The following is a 20,041-nucleotide window of genomic DNA, read 5'->3' as shown; positions in this document are numbered from 1 at the left end:
GCTAGATCCGGGATGGGGTAGATATCTTTGAATGTTGTATGTCTCGTAGGGGCCGTCAGGGGTGATCGGCTGAAGAGTTGTCTGATGATGTTACCGTGACCGCGACCCCTGGGGGAACGTGCGTGAGGGGAGTCACCCCGCGCACACCCTCCATTATCCACTTTTGACCAGCTTTTGGTGAGGAGATCTTCCCATGACTTCGACCCGTTCGGCACCCTCGGGGAGCGTCTGGGCGCCGATACGCCGCACGGCCCTGGCAAAGGTCGTCGTCATGGGCGTGGCCGGGGTCTTCGGACTGATCAACACCCGGCTCATCATCAGCCACTTCGGTACCGACGCCTACGCCCAGTACGGGCTCCTGGCCACCTTCCCCAACCTCATGCCCTTCACCGACCTGGGCATCGGGGCAGTGATTCTCAACGCAGTGGCCGGATCGAGCGATCTTCCTCACGATGCGGTCGTGCGGCGGACCCTGACGACGGCGCTGCGCGTGCTCCTGTGCTCCGCGCTGGTCATCGCCACCACCGGCGTCGTGCTCGGTCTGTTGGGCCTGTGGCCGACCCTCCTGGGGGCCAAGCTGATGGAGGGGGGCGGGAGCACCGTCACGCTGTGCCTGGTGGTGTACGCCGCGGCCCTGCCGCTGAGCCTGGGGCAGCGGGTCGTCGTGGGGATGGGGCGCTCGACCACCCAGGTCCTGAGCCAGGGCGTCGTCTCCCCGGCCCTGACCTGCATGCTGCTGGTCGCCATCGTCACCCGCTTCGATGCGGGCAATGCGGTCTCGGTCATGTCGTACGTGGCCAACACGCTCGTGTCGGGCATCTGCGTCGTCGTGGCCTGGCGGGCCACCCGGCCCCTGCTGGCCGACGCGCTGCGGGACGTGCCCCGGCTGCGCCGGGTGCGCGGGGTGAGGATCGTGGACACCGCCGGCCCCTCCCTGGTCCAGTCCCTCATCATCCCCATCGCCTTCCAGACCGACCGCCTGCTTCTGTCCCACCTGGGGGGCGACCAGCCGCTGGCCCAGTACAACCTCGCCGCGCAGCTGTTCAACCTGCTCACGCAGACGGTCGCGGTCACGGGCGTGGCCATGTGGCCGCACTTCGCCAAGGCGCGCGCCGACGGGCGGGTGGAGTCCCCCTTCGGCGCGGCGGCCACCTTCGCCGCGTTGGGGGGAGGGCTGGGCCTGGCCATGGCCCTGGTGGCGCCGTGGGCCGCCCACGTCCTGTCCAGCGGGAAGATCGTGCTGCCGCTGCCGCTGCTGGTGGCCAATGTCGCCAACGTCGTCGTCGAGGCCGCCAAGCAGCCGCTGGGCATGTACATGACCGACCCGCGAGGGCTGCGCGCCCAGATGGTTCCGGTCATCATCCTGGTGCCCATGAACCTGGCGCTGTCCTGGGTGCTCATCACGCCCCTGGGGGCGGCCGGCCCGATCGCCGGCTCGGTCATCGCGTTGATCGTGTGCCAGCTCGTGCCCTACGCCCTGTGGGTGTCGGGCGACCTGCGCCGCCGACGCGCCCGGGACGCCCGCGACGACGCCGGGGCAGCGTCCGACGGGTACGATCCCGGGGCGGCGGCCTCCGAGAGTCGCCTGGCGCCCTCCGACGCCTCGCCCGCCGAAGACCCCGACCCGTCCGTCCCGACTCGACCGGAGAGATGATGCCCTCGACCACGCCCGCCGCCCGCCCCCGCGTCTCGGAGTCCATCCGCGCCCTGTCGGCGGCGCAGAAGTCCAACGCGGGCGCCCCGCTCTACTCGCGCGTCATCAACCGCCCGGCGGGGCGCGTGCTCGCCGCCGTCGCCCACCGCGTGGGCCTGACGCCCGACCAGGTGACGGCGCTGTCGGCCTGCTGCACCTACCTCGGCATCGTGCTGATCGCCGTCTGGAGGCCCTCGGCGGCGGCCGCGGTGCTCACCTCCCTGCTGCTCATGCTGGGCTACGCCCTCGACTCCGCCGACGGCCAGCTCGCGCGCCTGCGGCACGGCGGCTCCCGGGCGGGGGAGTGGCTCGACCATGTGGCCGACGTCATCAAGCTGTCCACGATCCACGCGGCGATCGCGATCAGCCTGTTCCGCTTCAGCCTGGACGGCCTCGCAGGGCCGGCCGTGCTGCTCGTGCCGCTGGCCTTCGGGGCGGTGCAGAACATCCACTTCTTCAGCTACATCCTCACCTACCAGCTGCGCTACCACGGGGGCACGCCGCTGGCGAAGAACGAGGGCAGGCCGGGGTTCGCCAAGGCGGTGCTCTCGGCGCCGACCGACTACGGGCTCATGTGCTTCGTGCTCATGCTGCGCTTCGCGCCCGTGGTCTTCGTGTGGGTGTACGGCCTCATGCTGGTCGGCTACGCGCTCTACGTCGCCCTGGCCCTGCCCAGGTGGTACCTCGAGCTGCGCCGCGGCACCTGACCCGCCCGCCCCTTCGCCCGCTTTCGCCGTGATCGGTCCGGCTCCGCGCCCTCAGGCTGGCGCGTCCGCGCCCTGGGCCAGCAGGTCCTCCACGATCCGGGCCATGGTCGCCCGGTAGCGCTCGACGCCGAAGCGCTCAGCGGCCTCCTGCCTCGCGTTCCGCGCCAGGACGCGGGCGCGCTCGGGGTCGGCCGCCAGGCTGAGCAGCGCGTCGGCGAGCGCGCGCGGCGAGCCGGGCGCGACCAGCAGCCCGGTGACACCGTCGGCGACGACCTCGGCCAGCCCCTGCACCCGGGACGCCACCAGGGGCCGCGCGGCGTGCATGGCCTCGACCGCCGTGTTGCCGAAGGGCTCGACCCGCGAGGGCACGACGACGGCGTCGGCCCCGTAGAGCACCGGCCACGTCGGATGCACGTAGCCGAGCAGCTCGACATGGCCCGCCAGGTCGGGGCGCGCCGCCCGCTCGCGCAGCTCCTCCTCGTACCACTCGTAGCCGGGGAACACCGACCCGCACACCCGCAGGGAGGCGTTGAGCCCGTCGTCGCGCAGGTGCCCCAGGGCGTCCAGGGCGACATCGACGCCCTTGCGCGGGGAGAGCCTGGCGACCATGGCGATGCGGAAGGTCGCCTGCGGGAGGCGCTCGCGCAGCGGGGGCGGGGGCGCCTCCGGCGCGGGGACGCCGTTGTGGACCACCCGGGTGCGCCGCGCCAGCAGCGGCTGGGCGCGCACGAGCGTGTCGCGCGCCGCCTGCGAGTTGACCACCACCCGGGAGGCGGCCAGCAGCGGGGCGTTGAGCCCGGCGCGCACCAGCAGGTTCTGGCTGTCCTCGGCCTCGTGGACGTGCGCCAGGACCGGCACCCCGGCGGCGCGGCCGGCCGGGGCCCACCATGGCAGGGTCACGGTGTTGACCAGGAGCAGGTCGGCACGGTCGGCCCTGATCAGGGCCCGCAGCCGGGCGACCTCGGAGGCGGAGTGCGCCGCCAGCCCGGCCAGCCCCCGCGGGCTCAGCAGGGACTTGCGCAGCACGGTGAAGGGCACGACCGCCACCCGCGCGCCGAGGGCCGTGAGCTCGGGCAGGAGCGGCCCGTCGTCGGGCAGGGCGACGTTGACCCGGTGGCCCGCGTCGGTCAGGGCCCGGATCGTCTCCAGCAGCTGGCGGTCGGAGCCGTAGAGGTCGGGCGAGGGGTGGGCGACCAGGATGGTGCTCATCCGCTCACCCCCGCGCGCCTGCCGCTGGGACGGTGGTGGGAGGGGCCCTGGACGGCCAGGCGCCGGGCCAGCGCCTCGTAGCGGTCCGCCACCTCGTCCCAGTCGTAGAGCCGGGCGCGCTCCAGGGACCGGGCGCCGCGCTCAAGCTGGGCGGCGGGGTCGGCCTCGGCGGAGTCGACCAGCCCGGCGACGTCGTCGGCGTCGGACCAGTAGCGGCCCGCCTCGCCCAGGACCTCCCGGTTGAAGGAGACGTCGAAGGCGTCGACGGCGGTCCCGGCGCCGATGGCCCGCAGCAGGGACGGGTTGGTGCCGCCCACGGAGTGGCCGTGGTGGTAGATGAGCGCGCCGGTGTAGAGCTGGTCGAGCAGCTGCTGGTCCCACACGCCGCCCAGGAGCCGCACGCGCGCATCGGCCAGCGACTCGATCCGGCGGGTGTACTCGTCGGAGTAGGGGGCGGAGCCGACGACGACGAGCGGACGGCGGGCCGAGGAGCGGGTGTAGCCGTCGACGACGACGTCGACGTGGTTCTCGATCTCGAAACGCGCCACCACCAGGTGGTACCCGCCCGCCTCCAGGCTCAGCTCGGCCAGCCGGTCGGTGCGGGTGGGCACCTGCGGGGCCCCGTAGGAGATGAGCTCGGTGGGCGCGGAGAACTCCTGGGCGTAGTAGTCGGCGATGCCCTGGGCGTCGGCGATCAGGGCGTCGGAGAAGCGCACGGCGGCGGCCTCCGCGGCGCGGTAGTAGCGCTGTCCGGCCGGGCCCCACTTGCCGCGCTTCCACTCCAGGCCGTCCACGTGGGTGGCCACGGGGATCCGGGCGGCGCGCAGCGCCGGCAGGAAGAGCGAGTTGGCGGCGTTGAAGACGAAGGCGACATCGGGGTGGACCCGCCGCAGCAGGTGCGCGATCGAGACCCCGGTGTGGGAGAGGGTCTCCAGGCTACGGCGCCGCATGGCGGGCAGCTCGACCACGCGCATGCCCCTGTAGAGGGGCGGCAGGGGCGCGTCGGCGTCGGGGTTGCGGGAGTAGACCAGCACGCGGTGGCCCCGGCCGGCCAGGCGCCGGCCGACCTCTTCGATCGCGGTCTCGAAGCCGCCGTAGCGCGCGGGCACGCCGCGCGTCCCGATCATGGCGATTCTCAGGCTCTGGGGGGTGAAAACGGTCACGGTGACCTTTCGTGGGGTGGGGGCGGGATGGTACGGGATGATGCGGAAAGGCTATCGCGCACCGGCGCTACGGTGCGCGCAATGCGGAAAGTGCTTATTCTACGCGGATGATCAGACCCTTACGCATCGCCGCCCTTCTCCTCGTCCCCATCGTCGTCCCGGCCGCCGCGCTCGCCGGCTGCTCCCACTCCGACCCCTCCTCGACCGGGGCCAGCGCCTCCGCCGAGACCGCCACGGACGACCCCGTCGTGGGCACTCCCGAGCCGACCACCGTGCCGACCGTCGACACGACGCCCGTGCCGACGACGGCGGAGTCCGCGGCCGCGGTGGACTCCGGCGACCTGAGCTCCGACGAGCTCCCGCCCCAGGACCTGAGCCAGGCCGCGGCGCTCGATGACGGCCTGAACGTGCAGATCGCCGGGATCAGGGCGGCCGATATCGCGGCCGCTCCCGGTGAGGTCGGTGGCGCGGGCATTGTCGTCTCGGTCACCGTGGGGAACTCCACGGACTCGGAGATATCCCTGAGCGGACTTGTGGTTAATGTCACATATGGTTCCGAGAACGTGCCCGCTCTCGCGTCCGAGAGCGCGTCCGACGCGGTCCCGGCCTCCCTGGCGCCCGGGCAGGCCGCGACCATCGAGTACGGATTCGTCGTTCCCGTTGAGGAGCGCGGCTCCATCAGCATCGTTGTCGACTCGGGCTCCCAGTCGCGCGCGGCCGTCTTCCAGGGGGAGGCTCCGACGTCCTGACGCCCGTGGGCGCGGCGCGCCGCTCCCCGCGGGTTCCCCACTCGCGTCCCAATGGGGTAACGTTTCCTCATTCCCGTGTCGCTCCTTTCTGCCTGGCGGGGGCGACACTTCCCACATCACCGAGACGCCTTCCTGACCCCGGGGGGGCGTCGATAGTACGGACGGAGCCCGCCTCGTGCGTCGTCACTTGCGTATCTCGTTACCAGCGTTCATCTTGAGTTCCCTTCTCCTGGCCGCCGGCGTGCTGCCGGCGGCAGGTGCCCGTGCCGACGACTCGATGAGTCCGCCGGCCGATCAGCAGGGCGCCGTCGACCCGGCCCAGCCCGTCGACAAGCAGGACCCCGCGGATCCGGCTCAGCCCGTCGACGGGGACAAGCAGGACCCGGCCCAGCCGGGCGACGGGCAGGACCCGGCGGATCCGGCCCAGCCCGTCGACAAGGGCGACCAGGACCCCGCGGATCCGGCCGCACCCGGCGATGAGCAGGCGGCGGCCGATTCGCAGACCGTCTCCGCCGACGCCCTGCCCACCGCCCAGATCGGCAACGGCGTGGTGTGGGACCAGGCGGTGGTCGGCAACACCGTCTACGTCGCCGGGAGCTTCTCCACCGCGCGTCCCGCGGGCTCGGCCGCCGGTGAGAACGAGCAGTCCCGGGCCAACCTCATGGCCTACGACATCACCACCGGCGAGCTGCTGGGCTGGGCCCCGACGACCAACGCTCCTGTGTACTCCATCACGCCTTCCGCGGACGGCTCCACCCTGTACCTCGGGGGCGCCTTCACCCAGCTCGACGGCGTCAACACCTACCGCGTGGGCGCGGTCTCGGCCGCTGACGGCTCCCGCCAGCAGCTGGGCGTGGCGACCAATGCCGCGGTCAGGGCCGTGGAGGTCTCCTCCGACGGCAAGACCCTTTACTTCGGCGGCGGCTTCAGCCAGGTCAACTCCTCCAGCCGCTACCGCGCCGCCGCCTTCGACCTGGGGTCGCGCACGCTCAAGGACTTCGCTCCCGGGGTCGCGGACCGCAGCGTCCTGGCGATCGCGGCCGCGCCTGACGGCAACGGCGTGGCGATCGGGGGCAGCTTCACCTCCGTGAACGGCTCCACCAGCCCCGGCTACGGCATGGCGATCCTGGAGAACGACGGCACCGTGCGCGCCAACTCGCTCACCTCGGTCGTGCGGAACGCCGGCACGTACGGGGCCATTATGAGTCTGCGCGCCGACAGTCAGGGCCTGTACGGCTCGGGCTACTCCCAGTCGCGCAGGGAGGGCAATATCGAGGGCTTGTTCCGCGCCGACTGGAACAGCGGCGAGCTGGCCTACCTGGCGGACTGCCACGGCGACACCTATGACGTCCAGCCCATGGGCGACGTCGTCTACGCCTCCAGCCACACCCATGACTGCTCCAACATCAGCGGGTTCCCCGACGCCAGGAGCTACCACCACGCCGTCGCCTTCACCAACAAGGCCACCGGCACGGTTCTGCCGAACACGGCCTGGGGGTACGCCGACCACGCGGGGCAGCCGGCCCCCACGAACCTCAACTTCTACCCGGAATTCACCGTGGGCACCTTCACCGGCCTGAGCCAGGCGACCTGGACCGTTGAGGGCAACAAGGACTACATCGTCTACGGCGGGGAGTTCACGGCCGTCAACGGCACCGCGCAGCAGGGCCTGGTGCGCTTCGCCCGCCGCGGGATCGCCCCCAACAAGATGGGGCCGGAGAACAAGGGCGGCGCCTACCCGGTGACTGCGAGCTCGACCGAGTCCGGAGTCGTGTCGCTGTCCTTCCAGGCCAACTGGGACCGCGACGACACCACCCTGACCTACAAGGTCTACCGCGATAACGCCAACTCCAAGCCGGTGTCCACCCAGAAGGTCACCGCGAGCTTCTGGGACCTGCCCCAGCTCACCGCCACCGACACCGTCAAGCCCGGCACCGAGCACCGCTACCGCGTCTCCGTGGAGGACCCGTGGGGCGCCTCGACCGTTTCGGACTGGGTGAGTGTCACGGTCGCCGGGCAGCCCGGCGATGAGCCCGCGCCCGACCCGGGCGGCGGCGACGTCGGCGTGGGCGAGGCCTTCCTCGAGGACTCCTTCGACCGGACCACCGACAGCGGCTGGGGCACAGCCGACAAGGGCGGCGACTGGACGGCCGACTGGGGCCGGGGCAACTTCTCCACCGCGGACTCCAAAGGCCTGGTCGCCATGAAGGGCGCGCGCTCCTCCTCCGCGATCCACTCCGCGGTGGTCAACTCGACCTCCACGGAGGCGCAGGTCGACATGTCCCTGGACGGCCTGGCGGCCGGTAACGGCGCCTACATCACCTACGTCGGCCGCCAGACGGACGCGGGCCGCTACCAGACGGAGTTCCGCGTGGCCGCCGACGGCACTGTGACGATGACCGTGGGCAAGAAGGTGGGCGACACCAGCACGGTGATCGGCACGGCCGCGGTCGGCAAGTACACGGCCGGGCAGCCCCTCCACCTGCGTCTGGACCTCGACGGCGCCGAGTCCACCGCTGTGCGCGCCCGCGCCTGGATCGGCGACTCCGAGCCCGCCGAGTGGCAGGTGGACAAGACCGACGACGAGGCCGCCCTGGCCGCGCCCGGTTCGGTCGGAGTGTCGACCTACGTGTCGGCATCGGCCGGCTCGGGGCAGATCAACCTCGGCGTTGACTCCCTGAAGGTCACCCGCCTGCACTGAGGCGACGCATCACGATGACGCGAGTCGGAGCGCGCCGGAACCCCTCGGGCTCCCGGCGCGCTCCGGCGTCGTACGGGTCCTCAGCGGGTCAGCGGCACGCCCTCGGCGGGCGGCTCGCCCTTGCGGACCTGACGCAGGAGCCGCAGTCCGTCGCGCGTCCCGGCCCACGCGGCACGCACCGAGGAGCGCGAGCTGAGCAGCTGGCGCCGCCCTCCGCGCAGCACGATCTCCCGGGCCGCCGCCGCCGATGTGGCCGCCCAGCGGCGCTGCTCGGCGCGGCCGAGCCGAAGAGCGGCGTAGAGCAGGCGGTTGCGGGTGTTGTAGTAGTAGTAGAGGTCGGACTTGGCGCGGCCCCGGTCGGAGGCCGTCGGGTCGGTCTGCGTGCCGCCCTCGTCGTGGACCGCCGTCGTGTCCCGGACGAGCATGAGGGCGCCGCCGACGTCGAGCACGCGGGCGCAGAAGTCCACGTCCTCCCAGTACAGGAAGTAGCGCTCGTCGAAGCCGCCGGCGGCCTCGAACAGGCGCGCGGACAGCGCCAGGCAGGCGCCGCTGAGCCACGGCCGGGTCCCGCCGGGCGGGATGGGCCTGGTCGAGCGCGGCGAGCGCATGGAGCCGTCGGCCAGGCACACCACCGTGCGGTCCGCCACGACGCTCCCCTCGGAGTTGGTCAGCACGGGGGCCACCAGCGTCAGCGGCTCGGCCTGCGCCCGGCTGACGAGCCGGATGAGATTCTCCCTGGAGATGACGGCGTCGGGGTTGAGCAGGAGGAGGATCTCGGCGCCGTCGGCGCGGGCGCGCGCGACTCCGAGGTTGATGCCGCCGCCGAACCCGGTGTTGGTCTCGGGCGTCTCGACGCTCCAGCCGTGCTTGCGCGCCAGGGCGAGCGTCGACTCGCGCGCCTCAGCGGTCGAGAAGTTGTCCACCACCACGTACCGGGCCTCGGGAACGTCCTGGCAGACTCGGGCCAGGTTGGTCCTCAGGAGCTCGGACGAGTTGTAGCCGACGACGATGACGGCGGTGCGGGCGAGCAGACGGGAGGTCTCCTCTCCCGCTGTCGGTGTGGTGCTCGTGTGATCGGTGCCCATGGCGGCCTTCCTGCAGGTGCGGCCCCTGAGGTGGCCGGGGCCGCGGCGCCCTGGAATAGTACCGTCGAGGCCGCTCACGCAGCGGAGAGGAGAGCATGGTGAACGCTCGAGAAGAGTCAACAGGCGACGACGCCGCGCGCAATCGAGCGCCTGGCACGCATCCGGTGCGTCAGGCGCCGGAGCGCCCGAGCCTGACTGTGGCAGTTCTCACGTATCGGCGCAACGCCTACCTCGCCGAGCTCCTGCCGCTGCTGCTGGCTCAGGCCGAGCAGATCGGCCAGGAGGTCGGCGCGCGCGTCCTCGTCGTCGACAACGACCCGCGGGCCGGTGCGACCGCCGTCGTCGCAGAGGCCGCGAGGGCCGCAGCCGGGGCGGGGCCGGGCCTCGTGTGCGTTCACGAGCCGGTGCCCGGCATTGTCGCCGGCCGCAACCGGGCGCTGCGCGAGTGCGGCGACCAGGACCTGCTGGTCTTCATCGACGACGACGAGCTGCCGCGCGAGGACTGGCTGCGGGCCCTGGTGGCCTCCTGGCGCGAGCACGGCTGCGCGGCGGTGACCGGCCCCACCCCGCCGGTCTACGAGGAGGCGCCGGACGCGTGGGTCGCGGCCAGCGGCGCCTTCGACTCCTGGCGGGCCGACGACGGCGCCCGCGTGCCCAGCGCGGACACCGGCAACCTGCTGCTGGACCTGGCCGTCGTGCGCGGGCTGGGTCTGCGCTTCGACCCCCGCTACGGGCTGAGCGGGGGCGAGGACTCCCTGTTCACCCGCAGCCTGACCCTGGCCGGGGAGACCATCCGCTTCGCGACCGGCGCCGTCGTCGACAAGCGGGTGCCGCCCGAGCGCGCCACCCGCGCCTGGGTGCTGCGGCGCTCCTTCCGCTCGGGCTCCTCGTGGGCGCGCGTGCGGATCGACACCGCCCCGGGCCCCCGCCTGCCCATGCGCCTCGGATACGCCGCCAGGGGCCTGGCCCGGGCGGGACTCGACGGCGCGCGCGCCGCGGTCGCCCGCGGACGCGGGGACGCGGCCGCCCGCGCCGTCCGCGAGGTGTCGTGCCGGGGGGGCCTGGGCATGGTCGTGGGCGCCTTCGGAGGGCGGGTGCTGGAGTACAGCCGCAAGCGGGAGGCGTCATGAGCGCCGCTGCGGGCGGCCTCCCGGCCGGGGGCCTGACGATCGCCATCCCGACCTACCGCAGGCCCGGCGCCGTGGTGCGCGCCGTGCGCGGCGCGCTGGCCCAGGCCGTTGCCGTGGGCGCGCCGCCCGGGGTCGTCGAGGTGCTCGTCATCGACAACGACTCCGCGTCCTCGGCGCGCGCGGCCGTGACCGCGCTGCCGGCGCCCGGCGGCGCGGGCCTGCGCTACGTCGTCGAGGAGCGCCCCGGGGTCGCCGCGGTGCGCAACCGTGCCCTGGACGAGGCCGCGGGCCGCAGGCTGCTGGTCTTCATCGACGACGACGAGGAGCCTGAGCCCGGCTGGCTCGCGGCGCTGCTGGCCACCTTCGCGGATACCGGGCCCGCCGCCGTCGCCGGACTCGTCGTGCCCGCCTACGAGAGCGCCCCTGACGCCTGGGTGCGCGCGGGCGCCTTCTTCGAGCGGCGCACCTGGCCGACGGGCACTGTGCGGCCCGTCGCCGCGACCAACAACCTGCTGCTCGACCTCGACTTCGTGCGGAACCGCGGCCTGCGCTTCGACGAGGCCTTCGGCGCCACCGGCGGGGAGGACACGCTGTTCACCCGTCGGCTCGTGGCGGCCGGGGGGCTGATCCGGTGGTGCGACGACGCCCGCGTGCGCGATCACGTACCGGCCGCCCGCCTGGACCGGGGGTGGATCCTGCGGCGTCAGCGCACCCACGCGGCGACCGCGGTGCGCGTCGAGCTCGCCCTGGCGGGTCCCGGGCCGCACATTGCGGGGCGTGCCAGGGCCTTGGGCGCCGGCCTGGTGAGGATGCTGGTCGGGTCGGCGCGCGTCGGCGTCGGTCTGGTCGGCGGGTCCGTGGCGCACCGGGCTCGCGGGGCGCGTCTGGTGGCCCGCGGGCGGGGGATGGCGGCCGCGTCCGTGGGGCGCGGGGTGCACCGGGAGTACGGCAGGCCGGAGTAGGCCCGGGGCACGTGCTGCGCGGGGCCTGCCGGCCGAACCGGTCTCGGGCCGGAACTCGACCGGTCCCGGCGCGGGCTAGGACCGATCTCGACGCGGCGGGGGCGCACTCGGCTCAAGGCACAGGGCCGTCCCCGCGGCGAGCACCAGGTAGGGCGGCAGGACGGGCAGGGGGCCGATCGCCGCGTTCATGAGCACCAGGAGCACGGTGAACAGCAGCCACGCCTGCAGCCGCGCGGTCCCCAGGTTGTCCCACAGGGCGAGCAGCCCCAGCCAGGCGACGAGCGCGATGAGGGCGGCGCCGGGCACCGACAGGGCGATCCAGGCGTCCACCAGGCCGGAGTGCAGCTCGAAGCCGTGGCCGAACATGTACTTGTGGACGTAGCCGTTGTCGGGGTTGTAGTGCAGGGAGGCCATTCCCTGCATGGCGGTGCGGACGTCCTCGTAGCGGGGCAGGACCCCGGCCCCGTAGCCCCACGGCCTGTGGGTCAGCAGCGCCCACGAGGCGCCCAGCTCGGGGCGCGCGGCGAAGAGCAGGTTGGTGGAGCCGCGCGACTGGGCGGCGGTGCGCTCCTGGACGTCTTCCCCCAGGTATCCCGCCAGAGAGGCCGCCACGACGGCGAGCACAGCCGCCGCGGTCAGCCCCGTCAGCAGCAGGATCTGGCGCAGGCGCAGGCTGGCGGGCGTCAATGTCTTGGTGCGCAGCCTGTCCGAGATGATCTGCCAGGTCAGGAGGGCGACGATGAGCATGAGCATGCCGGTTGAGCCGCGGGAGTCGCGGAACAGGAAGATGCCGCCCAGCACCGCGGCGGCCAGGAGCTGCCCGCCGCGTCCGAACCGGTGCGCGAGCGCCAGCACGACCACGCTCACCGCGGCCCCCAGGCCGGTCTTCCACGGGTTGGGCGAGGAGCGCAGGAGGTGGAGGCTGCTCAGGATCACGCCGGTGCCGAAGGCGATGACGGCGCCCTCGATCCCGAGCCGCTCGCGGCCCCACACGAAAGCCGCCACGGCGGCGGGCAGGCCGATGGCGAAGAGCAGCTGGTCGCGCTGGATGGAGGAGGAGACATTGAAGCGGTCGCCCACCGAGAGGGACAGCACGCATCCGGCTGCCGCTGCGAGCAGGGCGATCGTGAGCAGGAGGGAGAAGCGCCGCGAGCGGTGCACGGCGGACCAGGTCACGGGCAGGGCCGCCAGGGCCGCGCAGTCGCTGATGCGCAGCCCGCCGGCGATCTGGGTGCGCCAGCCCACCAGCACGAGGAGCACCGCGGCCAGCGGCGGCTCCCAGGCCCAGCGGTCCGCGGCCCGCCCTCCTTCGGCGCCCGCGGCCGGTGCCGGCCGCAGGCGGCCCCTGCGCTCCCCGGCTGCCTCGGCGGCCCCCGCGGCGGGCGCCGCGCTGATCGCCGAGGCGGCTGCTGGCGCGCCCCTGAGGGGCGCGGCAGGGAAGGGGACGCCGTCCGTCACGTCAGTGGTGCCGACGACGAGGTCCCCGAACCGGTTGGGCCGTAGCTCAACGGGACCGACGGCGGCATGGCGCGTGTGCGGCGGCCGACTCTGGCGGCGGCCGGCCCGCCTCCCATGTAGCCGTCCGCATAGCTGTCGGCCCCGCTCGCGTAGACGCCGGTCTCGTCATCCGGGTAGTCGCCCGTCCCGCCACCCGGGTAGCCAGCAGCTCCGTCACCCGGGTAGGCGCCCGGCCCGGCGACGTCCGCGCCGTCGCCGCCGGCCGCGGCCCTCGACCTGCCGGTCGCCGGCGCCGGGTTCAGCTTGCTCATGAGCAGGGCCGTCCCGGCTCCGAGAACCGCCCCGATGACCGCGCCGATCAGGGAGTAGCGGAGGCGGGAGGGGCCCGACGGTGATGTCGGGAGCGAGGCGGGGTCGATGTCGGTCAGCGTCAGGGTGGTGGAGTTCTCCTTCTGGATGGACATATTGCCGATCTCGCCGCGCAGGACGGTGATCTCGCCCTGCGCGATGGCCTGGGCCTCCTCCGGCGAGGCGGCCCGCGCGGTGACATCGATAATGAGGCTGTTCGTCGGGTTCGACAGCGTCACCGCGCCGGCGACCTTGCTCCGGTCGATGCCGGTGGAGGCGGCGACCTGGTCCACGACGGACTGGGACGTGCCGATCTCCACGAGCGTGGGCATGATGGAGGTGATCACCGACGAGGCGGAGGAGACCGCCTGGGTGCCGTCGCCGCCGTCGGCCGCCACGAGCGCCTTCGTGTGGGAGGAGTAGACCGGCGGGCTGAGGAACGCGATGCCCAGCCCGATCACGGCGCCCAGCACGACGTGCGCCAGTGCCAGCGGCGCGTGGCGGCGCAGCGCGCTCACGATCTGATCCGGCTCCATATGTGTTCTCCTTAGCCCTTGGCGGCCTGCGCCCCGAGAACCATCACGGGAGCGCAGGCCGAGCTGCCCGATGGCGATCAGTCGCAGGGGGATGATAAAAGGCTACTCGACGACATCGTCGTCCACCCAGTCAAGGGTGCGCGTCACAGCCTTGACCCAGTTGCGGAAGAGGCGCTCGCGCTCGGCCTCCTCCATCGTGGGCTCCCAGCGGCGGCCCTCCGCCCAGTTGGCGACGACGTCGTGCGTGCCCGCCCAGAAGCCCACCGCGATGCCGGCGGCGTAGGCGGCGCCGAGCGCCGTGGTCTCGGTCACCTGCGGCCGCACCACCGGCACGCCGATCTGGTCCGCCTGGAACTGCATGAGCAGCTCGTCGCGGGTCATGCCGCCGTCGACCTTGAGCTCCTGAAGAGTCGTGCCGGAGGCCTCGGCGTCCCGGTTCATGGCCTCCAGCACCTCCCGGGTCTGGAAGGCGGTGGCCTCCTCCACGGCCCGGGCGATGTGCCCCTTGTTGACGTAGCGGGTCAGCCCTACCAGGGCGCCGCGCGCGTCGGGCCGCCAGTGCGGGGCGAAGAGCCCGGAGAAGGCGGGCACGAAGTAGGCGCCGCCGTTGTCGTCCACCGAGCGGGCCAGCGCCTCGATGTCCCGGGACTCGGCGATAATGCCGAGGTTGTCGCGCAGCCACTGCACGAGCGACCCGGCCACCGCGATCGAGCCCTCCAGGGCGTAGACGGGGGCCTGGCCCTCGATCTGGTAGCACACGGTGGTCAGCAGGCCGTTGCGGCTGCGCACCGGGGTGGTGCCGGTGTTCATGAGCATGAAGCAGCCGGTGCCGTAGGTGTTCTTGGCCTGGCCCACCTCGAAGCAGGCCTGGCCGAAGGTCGCCGCCTGCTGGTCGCCCAGGATCCCGGCGATGGGGGTGTCGATGAGCAGGCCGTTCTTGCGGCCGAGCCCGAACACGCTCGAGGAGGGGCGGATCTCGGGGAGCATGGAGGCGGGGATCCCCATGTCCGCGCAGATCTCGGGGTTCCAGTCCAGGGTGTCGATGTTCATGAGCATGGTGCGAGAGGCGTTGGTGACGTCGGTGGCGTGCACGCCGCCGTCCGTCCCGCCGGTGAGGTTCCACAGCACCCAGGTGTCCATGGTGCCGGCCAGCAGCTCCCCGGCCTCGGCGCGCTCGCGGGCGCCCTCGACGTTCTCCAGGATCCAGGCGATCTTGGGGCCGGCGAAGTAGGTGGCCAGCCCCAGGCCCACCCGGTCCTTGTAGCGGTCGTAGTCGGGGGAGCCGTCCGGCGCCGGGGCCGCGGCCGCCAGGCGGTCGCAGATCCTCTGGGTGCGGGTGTCCTGCCAGACGATGACGTTGTGGACGGGCTCGCCGGTGGCCCGGTCCCACACGACGGCGCTCTCGCGCTGGTTGGTGATGCCGACGGCGGCGATCTCGTGGCGGTTGACCTCGGCGGCCGACAGGACCCCGGCCACGACCGAGCGCACATTGCGCCAGATCTCCGTCGCATCGTGCTCGACCCACCCGGCGCGCGGGAGGATCTGGGCGTGCTCCTTCTGGTCGACGGCGACGATCCTGCCGGCGTGGTCGAACAGGATGGCGCGTGACGAGGTCGTGCCCTGGTCGATGGCCAGGACGTATGTCTCGTCGGTCTTCTTACCGGTCATGGGGTGTCCTTTCGCGTCGTTGCGGTGAGTGCGCGGGCGGCCCCTCGGGGCGCCCGCCGTCGGGAGCCGGGGTCAGTAGAGGCCCGCCATGCGGGGGATGAGCAGGCCCGCGGCGAGGGCGCCGAGCACGGGGCCGAGTACCGGGACCCACGAGTAGGCCCAGTCGGAGCCGCCCTTGCCCTTGATCGGCAGGAGGGCGTGGGCGATCCGCGGCCCCAGGTCGCGCGCCGGGTTGATGGCGTACCCGGTGGGGCCTCCCAGCGACATGCCGATGGACACGATCACGAAGGCGACGGCGAGCGGGCCCAGCTGGGAGGGGGACTTGCCGTTGTAGAGGACCCAGGCGACCAGGGCGAAGGTGCCCAGGAGCTCGGTGACGACGTTCCAGCCGTAGGAGCGGATCCCCGGGGCGGTGGCGAAGCAGCCCAGCTTGGCGGCCGCCGGGGCGTCCTCGTCGAAGTGCTTCTTGTAGGCCAGCCAGGCCCCCACGGCGCCGAGGACGGCGCCCAGCGTCTGGGCGAGGACGTAGACGACGACGGTGGCCGCGGTGGCGGGGACGCCGGGGGCCAGGTCCCTGCCCGCCGCCGCCAGGCCGATGGTGACGGCCGGGTTGAGGTGGCCGCCGGTGGCGTAGGCGGCGTAGACGCCCATGAACACCGCCAGCCCCCATCCGAAGGTGATCACGACCCAGCCCGAGGCCTGAGCCTTGGACTTCGGCAGGGTCACGGCGGCGCACACGCCGGCGCCGAGGAGGATGAGGATGAATGTGCCGAAGAACTCGGACAGGAAGACCTGCCCCATGGTGAGGGTCATCGTTGCGCCCTTTCTGCACGTCGTTGTGCGGTGGAGAGGATGATTCGGAGGGGGCGGGTCAGACGGCGCGGGTCAGGTGGGCGACGGCCGCGGCGTCGGTGGCCTCGGCCTCGGCCGCCGCGATCTGGGCGACCCGCTCGGCGTAGGCCTCCCGCTCGGCCGTGACGTCGTCGTCGGACCATTCCAGCAGCGGCGCCATCACCTCCAGGACCTCGTCGGCGGCCCCCAGCCCCCGGTCGCGGCGCTCGATGTCCAGGCGCACGCGCCGCAGCAGGACGTCGTCGAGGTGGGCTGCGCCCTCGTGGGTGACGGCCCAGGCGACCTCCGCGCGCAGGAAGGCGGGCGCCTCGCCCAGCGGCCGGGCCAGGGAGGGGTCGTCGTCAATGGAGGCCAGCAGCGCGGGGAGCTCGTCCCCGTAGCGGTCCAGCAGGTGGGTGACCCGGTCCAGGGTCCAGCCGCGCTCGCGGGCGATGGCGCCGGCCTGCGCGGCCAGGGCGCGGTAGCCGGCGGCGCCCACCAGGGGCAGGTCGGCCGTGACGCAGGGGTGGGCGCGGGCGAGGGCCTCGCCCAGGGCGTGGTCGACGGCGTCGGCGGCCATGACGCGGTAGGTGGTCAGCTTGCCGCCTGCGATCGCCGTCAGCCCCGGCGCCACGCGCGTGACCGTGTGCTCGCGGGAGACCTTCGTGCTGGCCGCCTCCGCCCCGGGCTTGAGCTGGGGCTGGAGCAGGGGGCGCAGCCCCGCGTAGACGCCGATAATGTCGCTGCGGCGCAGGGGCCAGGAGAGCACCTCGTTGGCGTGCTCCAGGAGGTAGTCGACGTCCGCGGCCGTGGCCACCGGCTTGGAGACGTCCTCGGTCCACGGGGTGTCGGTGGTGCCGATGACCCAGTAGCGCGGCCACGGGATGATGAACAGGACGGACTTCTCGGTGCGCAGGAAGATGCCGGTCTCGGCGTCGATGGCCTCCTTGGGGACCACGATGTGGATGCCCTTGGAGGTGAGCACCTTCAGGCCCCCTGTGCTGGTGGCCAGGTCCTGGGTGGCCTCGGTCCACACGCCGGTGGCGTTGATGGTGCGCCTGGCGCGGATCTCGTGGGTGGCGCCGGTGGCCAGGTCGGTGACGGCCGCGCCGGTGACGGCGCCGTGGGCGCTCTTGAGGAATCCGGTCACCTTCGTGCGGCTGGCGGCCAGCGCCCCCAGGCCGACGGCGGTGCGGATGAGGTCGATGACGAGGCGGGCGTCGTCCACGCGGGCGTCGTAGAAGCGGATGGCGCCGACGAGCCCGGAGGGGTCCAGCGCCGGGGCCAGCGCCCGCGTGCCCTTGCGCCCCAGGTGCTTCTGGATGGGGACGGTGCGGTGTCCGCGGGCGCCGGCCAGCGCCAGGGCGTCGTACATGCCGACGCCCACCGCGGAGTAGGAGCGCTCGTAGTGGTGCTTGAGCGGCCACAGGAAGGGCTGGGCCTTGACCAGGTGCGGGGCGGTGGTCTGGAGCAGGCGGCCGCGCTCCGAAAGGGCCTCGCGGACCAGGGCGAAGTCGAGCTGGTAGAGGTAGCGCAGACCGCCGTGGACGAGCTTGGAGGACCAGGTGGAGGTGCCCGAGGCCCAGTCGCCCATCTCCACCACGCCGGTGCGCAGGCCGCGGGAGGCCGCGTCCAGGGCGATGCCGGCGCCGGTGATGCCGCCGCCGACGACGAGGACGTCGAGTCCCTCGGGGCCGCTCATCTCCTCCAGGGCGGCGGTGCGCTGCTCACGCGTCAGGCGCGTCAGGTCATTGGCCTCCGGGGCGGTCCGGGCGTTCATGAGGGGCTCCTTCGTCTCTTTCGTCTCTGTAGCGTCCTGCATCCAGGATCGCCGCCCTATGAGACGATGGGCAAGCCATGTGCACGAATGTGCACATCCGGGCAGAGGGGGATGAGGACGATGGGCGCAGCGCGGCCGGACCAGGCCCCGACGTCGGGCGGCGCCGGGGCCGACGGGGCTTCCGGAGCTTCCGGGGCTTCCGGGACTGCCGAGCCCCGCGAGTCTCAGCGAGCGCGCGCTGGCACCGAGGAGCAGCGGGTCTTCGAGGCCGCCTCCATGTACTACGTCCAGGCCGAGACCATGGAGGTCATCGCCCGCCACCTGCACTGCTCTCGCTCGACGGTCTCGCGCCTGCTCGCCCGGGCGCGCCGGGAGGGCGTCGTGCGCATCGAGCTGGTCCGGCCCGGCGGGGCCGGCGGCCTGGAGGCGCGCTTCGAGGCCGAGCTCGGCGTGCGCGCGCGCATCGTCCCCGTGCGCGAGGGCACCACCGAGATCCACCGCCTTCAGCAGGTCGCCGCCGTCGCCGCCTCCCGCTTCGTCGATATCGTCGGCGAGCTCGCGCAGGCCCCCGGCGCCCATGGCGGCGACGCAGGGCCCGCGCGGGCCGCCGGCGGGCAGGACGACGGCGGCCCGGGCGGGAGCGGGGACGGCGCCGGGCTCGTCGTCGGCTCCGCCTGGGGCAGAACCATGAGCGAGGTGGCGGCGGCGCTGCCGGCCAGGCGGATCCCCGGGCTGACCATCGTCCAGCTCAACGGGGCCTCGGACCCCATGCAGGAGGGGCCGTCGGCCGGCCAGATGCTGTCGCGGATGGGCGCCGCCCTGGGGGCGCGCACGATCGGGTTCCCGGTGCCCGCCTTCTTCGACCAGGCCGCAACCCGTCGCGCCATGTGGTCGGAGCGCTCGATCAAGCGCATCCTGGCCGTGGTCGCCGCCGCGCGCCTGGCCGTCTTCGGCGTGGGCACCCTGGAGTCCGGCTCCGGCGCCCTGCCCAGCCAGGTCTACGCGGGCGGCCACCTCACCCGCGCCGACCTGGCCGTCGCCCGGCGCGAGGGCGTCGTCGGGGACGTGTGCACCGTCCTGCTGCGGGGCGACGGCACCTGGGGTGACATCGAACTCAATGCCCGTGCCACCGGTCCCACCCCTGTCCGACTGGCGCGCATCCCGCGCAGACTGTGCGTCGTGGCCGGCACCGGCAAGGCCCGCGCCTGCGTCGCGGCCCTGCGCGCACGCGTGGCCACCGACCTCGTCGTCGACGATGCCACTGCCCGTGCGGTGCTGGCACTGCATCAGCGGAAGGAGACCTCATGAGCGCGAGCCCGAGCCCCCTCAACGGCGCCGTGCGCGGTCGTGCGGCGGAGCACCCCGCCCCCGGGAGCGTGTATCCCATGCGCTCCGAGCCCCTCGGCCCGCTCGGGCGCTCCGGGGCGGCCGGGCGCACCGCGCCGGCCGGGCCCGCGGCGTCCGCGCTGCCCTGGCGCATGGTCCTGCGCCCCGCCCGCCCCGCGGACGCCCGCGCCATCGCCGAGCTCGTCCGGCCCTACTCCGATCGCCGCATCCTCATCCCCAAGGACCTCATCACCTACTTCGAGGACATCCAGGAGTTCACCGTCGCCGAGGGCACGGGGTCGCTCGACGGCTCCCCGGAGAGGAGCGGCGGCATTATCGGCTGCGGGGCCCTGCACGTCATGTGGGACGACATCGCCGAGGTGCGCACGCTCGCCGTGCGCAAGGACCGCATGCACCGCGGGGTCGGCGGCGCCATCCTGAACGAGCTGCTCGATCGCGCCCGCGGTCTGGGGCTGCGGCGCGTCTTCTGCCTGACCTTCGAGGTCGATTTCTTCACGGCGCACGGCTTCCACCCCATCTGGGGCACCCCGGTGGGCATGGACACCTTCGCCGAGATGGTGCGCAGCCACGACGACGGGGTCGCCGAGTTCCTCGACCTGGCGCGGGTCAAGCCCAACACGCTGGGCAACACGCGCATGATCATTGAGTTGTGAGAGCTGTGAGGGCTGGGAGGG

The 20,041-nt window shown here is 73.2% G+C and carries 16 protein-coding genes; 8 read left to right on the top strand and 8 right to left on the bottom strand.

Annotated features, from left to right (window positions below; translation table 11 throughout):
* Positions 1 to 193 precede the first annotated feature (193 nt).
* Together AIF0345_RS13330 and AIF0345_RS13325 are read left to right on the top strand one after the other, a co-directional pair.
* Positions 194 to 1,654 (top strand): oligosaccharide flippase family protein, encoded by a 1,461-nt coding sequence (locus AIF0345_RS13330; RefSeq protein ID WP_043562728.1) that lies wholly within the window; start codon positions 194 to 196, stop codon positions 1,652 to 1,654.
* Positions 1,654 to 2,400: a CDP-alcohol phosphatidyltransferase family protein gene (locus AIF0345_RS13325; protein WP_268918076.1), complete on the top strand. Its 747-nt coding sequence runs from the start codon at positions 1,654 to 1,656 to the stop codon at positions 2,398 to 2,400. Before AIF0345_RS13330 ends, AIF0345_RS13325 begins: the two co-directional genes overlap by 1 nt.
* Before the next feature lie 51 nt (positions 2,401 to 2,451).
* On the opposite strand, the gene AIF0345_RS13320 is transcribed toward AIF0345_RS13325, so the two are convergent.
* Together AIF0345_RS13320 and AIF0345_RS13315 are read right to left on the bottom strand one after the other, a co-directional pair.
* Positions 2,452 to 3,609 (bottom strand): glycosyltransferase family 4 protein, encoded by a 1,158-nt coding sequence (locus tag AIF0345_RS13320; protein WP_043562731.1) that lies wholly within the window; start codon positions 3,607 to 3,609, stop codon positions 2,452 to 2,454.
* The gene (locus tag AIF0345_RS13315) at positions 3,606 to 4,772 is read right to left on the bottom strand and encodes a DUF1972 domain-containing protein (protein ID WP_268918062.1); all 1,167 of its coding nucleotides are present in this window, start codon (positions 4,770 to 4,772) and stop codon (positions 3,606 to 3,608) included. The genes AIF0345_RS13320 and AIF0345_RS13315 overlap by 4 nt, the downstream gene beginning before the upstream one ends.
* Positions 4,773 to 4,879: 107 nt before the next feature.
* On the opposite strand from AIF0345_RS13315, the gene AIF0345_RS13310 reads away from it, so the two are divergent.
* Both AIF0345_RS13310 and AIF0345_RS13305 read left to right on the top strand, forming a co-directional pair.
* Positions 4,880 to 5,521 carry a hypothetical protein gene (locus AIF0345_RS13310; RefSeq protein WP_268918063.1) on the top strand — a complete coding sequence of 214 codons (642 nt, stop codon included), beginning with the start codon at positions 4,880 to 4,882 and terminating at the stop codon, positions 5,519 to 5,521.
* Positions 5,522 to 5,735: 214 nt separating this feature from the next.
* Positions 5,736 to 8,222 (top strand): ICP22 family protein, encoded by a 2,487-nt coding sequence (locus tag AIF0345_RS13305; RefSeq protein ID WP_285296415.1) that lies wholly within the window; start codon positions 5,736 to 5,738, stop codon positions 8,220 to 8,222.
* 80 nt (positions 8,223 to 8,302) lie between these two features.
* On the opposite strand, the gene AIF0345_RS13300 is transcribed toward AIF0345_RS13305, so the two are convergent.
* Positions 8,303 to 9,307 carry a glycosyltransferase family 2 protein gene (locus AIF0345_RS13300; RefSeq protein WP_285297947.1) on the bottom strand — a complete coding sequence of 335 codons (1,005 nt, stop codon included), beginning with the start codon at positions 9,305 to 9,307 and terminating at the stop codon, positions 8,303 to 8,305.
* Between the two features lie 197 nt (positions 9,308 to 9,504).
* On the opposite strand from AIF0345_RS13300, the gene AIF0345_RS13295 reads away from it, so the two are divergent.
* Positions 9,505 to 10,437, top strand: coding sequence for a glycosyltransferase family 2 protein (locus AIF0345_RS13295; protein ID WP_404975939.1), 933 nt, complete (start codon positions 9,505 to 9,507; stop codon positions 10,435 to 10,437).
* Complete coding sequence (locus AIF0345_RS13290; protein WP_285296414.1) at positions 10,434 to 11,399, top strand: glycosyltransferase family 2 protein; 966 nt, start codon at positions 10,434 to 10,436, stop codon at positions 11,397 to 11,399. The genes AIF0345_RS13295 and AIF0345_RS13290 overlap by 4 nt, the downstream gene beginning before the upstream one ends.
* 75 nt (positions 11,400 to 11,474) lie before the next feature.
* On the opposite strand, the gene AIF0345_RS13285 is transcribed toward AIF0345_RS13290, so the two are convergent.
* From AIF0345_RS13285 to AIF0345_RS13265, 5 genes are all read right to left on the bottom strand, one after another.
* On the bottom strand, positions 11,475 to 12,857 hold the full coding sequence (locus AIF0345_RS13285) for a hypothetical protein (RefSeq protein ID WP_285296413.1): 1,383 nt from the start codon (positions 12,855 to 12,857) through the stop codon (positions 11,475 to 11,477).
* Positions 12,854 to 13,741 carry a YveK family protein gene (locus AIF0345_RS13280; protein ID WP_285296412.1) on the bottom strand — a complete coding sequence of 296 codons (888 nt, stop codon included), beginning with the start codon at positions 13,739 to 13,741 and terminating at the stop codon, positions 12,854 to 12,856. The genes AIF0345_RS13285 and AIF0345_RS13280 overlap by 4 nt, the downstream gene beginning before the upstream one ends.
* Before the next feature lie 102 nt (positions 13,742 to 13,843).
* Positions 13,844 to 15,409 carry a glycerol kinase GlpK gene (gene glpK, locus AIF0345_RS13275; protein ID WP_268918068.1) on the bottom strand — a complete coding sequence of 522 codons (1,566 nt, stop codon included), beginning with the start codon at positions 15,407 to 15,409 and terminating at the stop codon, positions 13,844 to 13,846.
* A gap of 72 nt (positions 15,410 to 15,481) precedes the next feature.
* Positions 15,482 to 16,222, bottom strand: coding sequence for an MIP/aquaporin family protein (locus AIF0345_RS13270; protein WP_043562749.1), 741 nt, complete (start codon positions 16,220 to 16,222; stop codon positions 15,482 to 15,484).
* Between the two features lie 58 nt (positions 16,223 to 16,280).
* Entirely contained in the window at positions 16,281 to 18,020 is a 1,740-nt protein-coding gene (locus AIF0345_RS13265; protein ID WP_268918069.1) for a glycerol-3-phosphate dehydrogenase/oxidase, read from the bottom strand.
* Positions 18,021 to 18,140: 120 nt separating this feature from the next.
* Here AIF0345_RS13265 and AIF0345_RS13260 point away from each other — a divergent pair, with 120 nt between their 5' ends.
* A complete protein-coding gene (locus AIF0345_RS13260) occupies positions 18,141 to 19,328 on the top strand; it encodes a sugar-binding transcriptional regulator (RefSeq protein WP_084682538.1) in 1,188 nt (395 codons plus the stop codon).
* A 77-nt stretch (positions 19,329 to 19,405) separates the two neighbouring features.
* The gene (locus tag AIF0345_RS13255; protein ID WP_043562760.1) at positions 19,406 to 20,020 is read left to right on the top strand and encodes an amino-acid N-acetyltransferase; all 615 of its coding nucleotides are present in this window, start codon (positions 19,406 to 19,408) and stop codon (positions 20,018 to 20,020) included.
* Positions 20,021 to 20,041: the final 21 nt, after the last annotated feature.

The organism is Actinomyces israelii, assembly GCF_030253495.1.
Classification (GTDB): Bacteria; Actinomycetota; Actinomycetes; order Actinomycetales; family Actinomycetaceae; genus Actinomyces; species Actinomyces israelii.
Note: the sequence above shows the minus strand (reverse complement) of the source record. Positions and strands in the feature narration are given on the sequence as shown.

What these genes read in the sequence shown, in the direction of transcription:
- AIF0345_RS13255 (WP_043562760.1), top strand. Translation starts at nt 19,406, where the DNA reads ATGCGCTCCGAGCCCCTCGGCCCGCTCGGGCGCTCCGGGGCGGCCGGG.
- AIF0345_RS13325 (WP_268918076.1), top strand. Translation starts at nt 1,654, where the DNA reads ATGCCCTCGACCACGCCCGCCGCCCGCCCCCGCGTCTCGGAGTCCATC.
- AIF0345_RS13265 (WP_268918069.1), bottom strand. Translation starts at nt 18,020, where the DNA reads ATGAACGCCCGGACCGCCCCGGAGGCCAATGACCTGACGCGCCTGACG.
- glpK (WP_268918068.1), bottom strand. Translation starts at nt 15,409, where the DNA reads ATGACCGGTAAGAAGACCGACGAGACATACGTCCTGGCCATCGACCAG.
- AIF0345_RS13320 (WP_043562731.1), bottom strand. Translation starts at nt 3,609, where the DNA reads ATGAGCACCATCCTGGTCGCCCACCCCTCGCCCGACCTCTACGGCTCC.
- AIF0345_RS13300 (WP_285297947.1), bottom strand. Translation starts at nt 9,307, where the DNA reads ATGGGCACCGATCACACGAGCACCACACCGACAGCGGGAGAGGAGACC.
- AIF0345_RS13310 (WP_268918063.1), top strand. Translation starts at nt 4,880, where the DNA reads ATGATCAGACCCTTACGCATCGCCGCCCTTCTCCTCGTCCCCATCGTC.
- AIF0345_RS13330 (WP_043562728.1), top strand. Translation starts at nt 194, where the DNA reads ATGACTTCGACCCGTTCGGCACCCTCGGGGAGCGTCTGGGCGCCGATA.
- AIF0345_RS13290 (WP_285296414.1), top strand. Translation starts at nt 10,434, where the DNA reads ATGAGCGCCGCTGCGGGCGGCCTCCCGGCCGGGGGCCTGACGATCGCC.
- AIF0345_RS13280 (WP_285296412.1), bottom strand. Translation starts at nt 13,741, where the DNA reads ATGGAGCCGGATCAGATCGTGAGCGCGCTGCGCCGCCACGCGCCGCTG.
- AIF0345_RS13260 (WP_084682538.1), top strand. Translation starts at nt 18,141, where the DNA reads ATGGGCGCAGCGCGGCCGGACCAGGCCCCGACGTCGGGCGGCGCCGGG.
- AIF0345_RS13270 (WP_043562749.1), bottom strand. Translation starts at nt 16,222, where the DNA reads ATGACCCTCACCATGGGGCAGGTCTTCCTGTCCGAGTTCTTCGGCACA.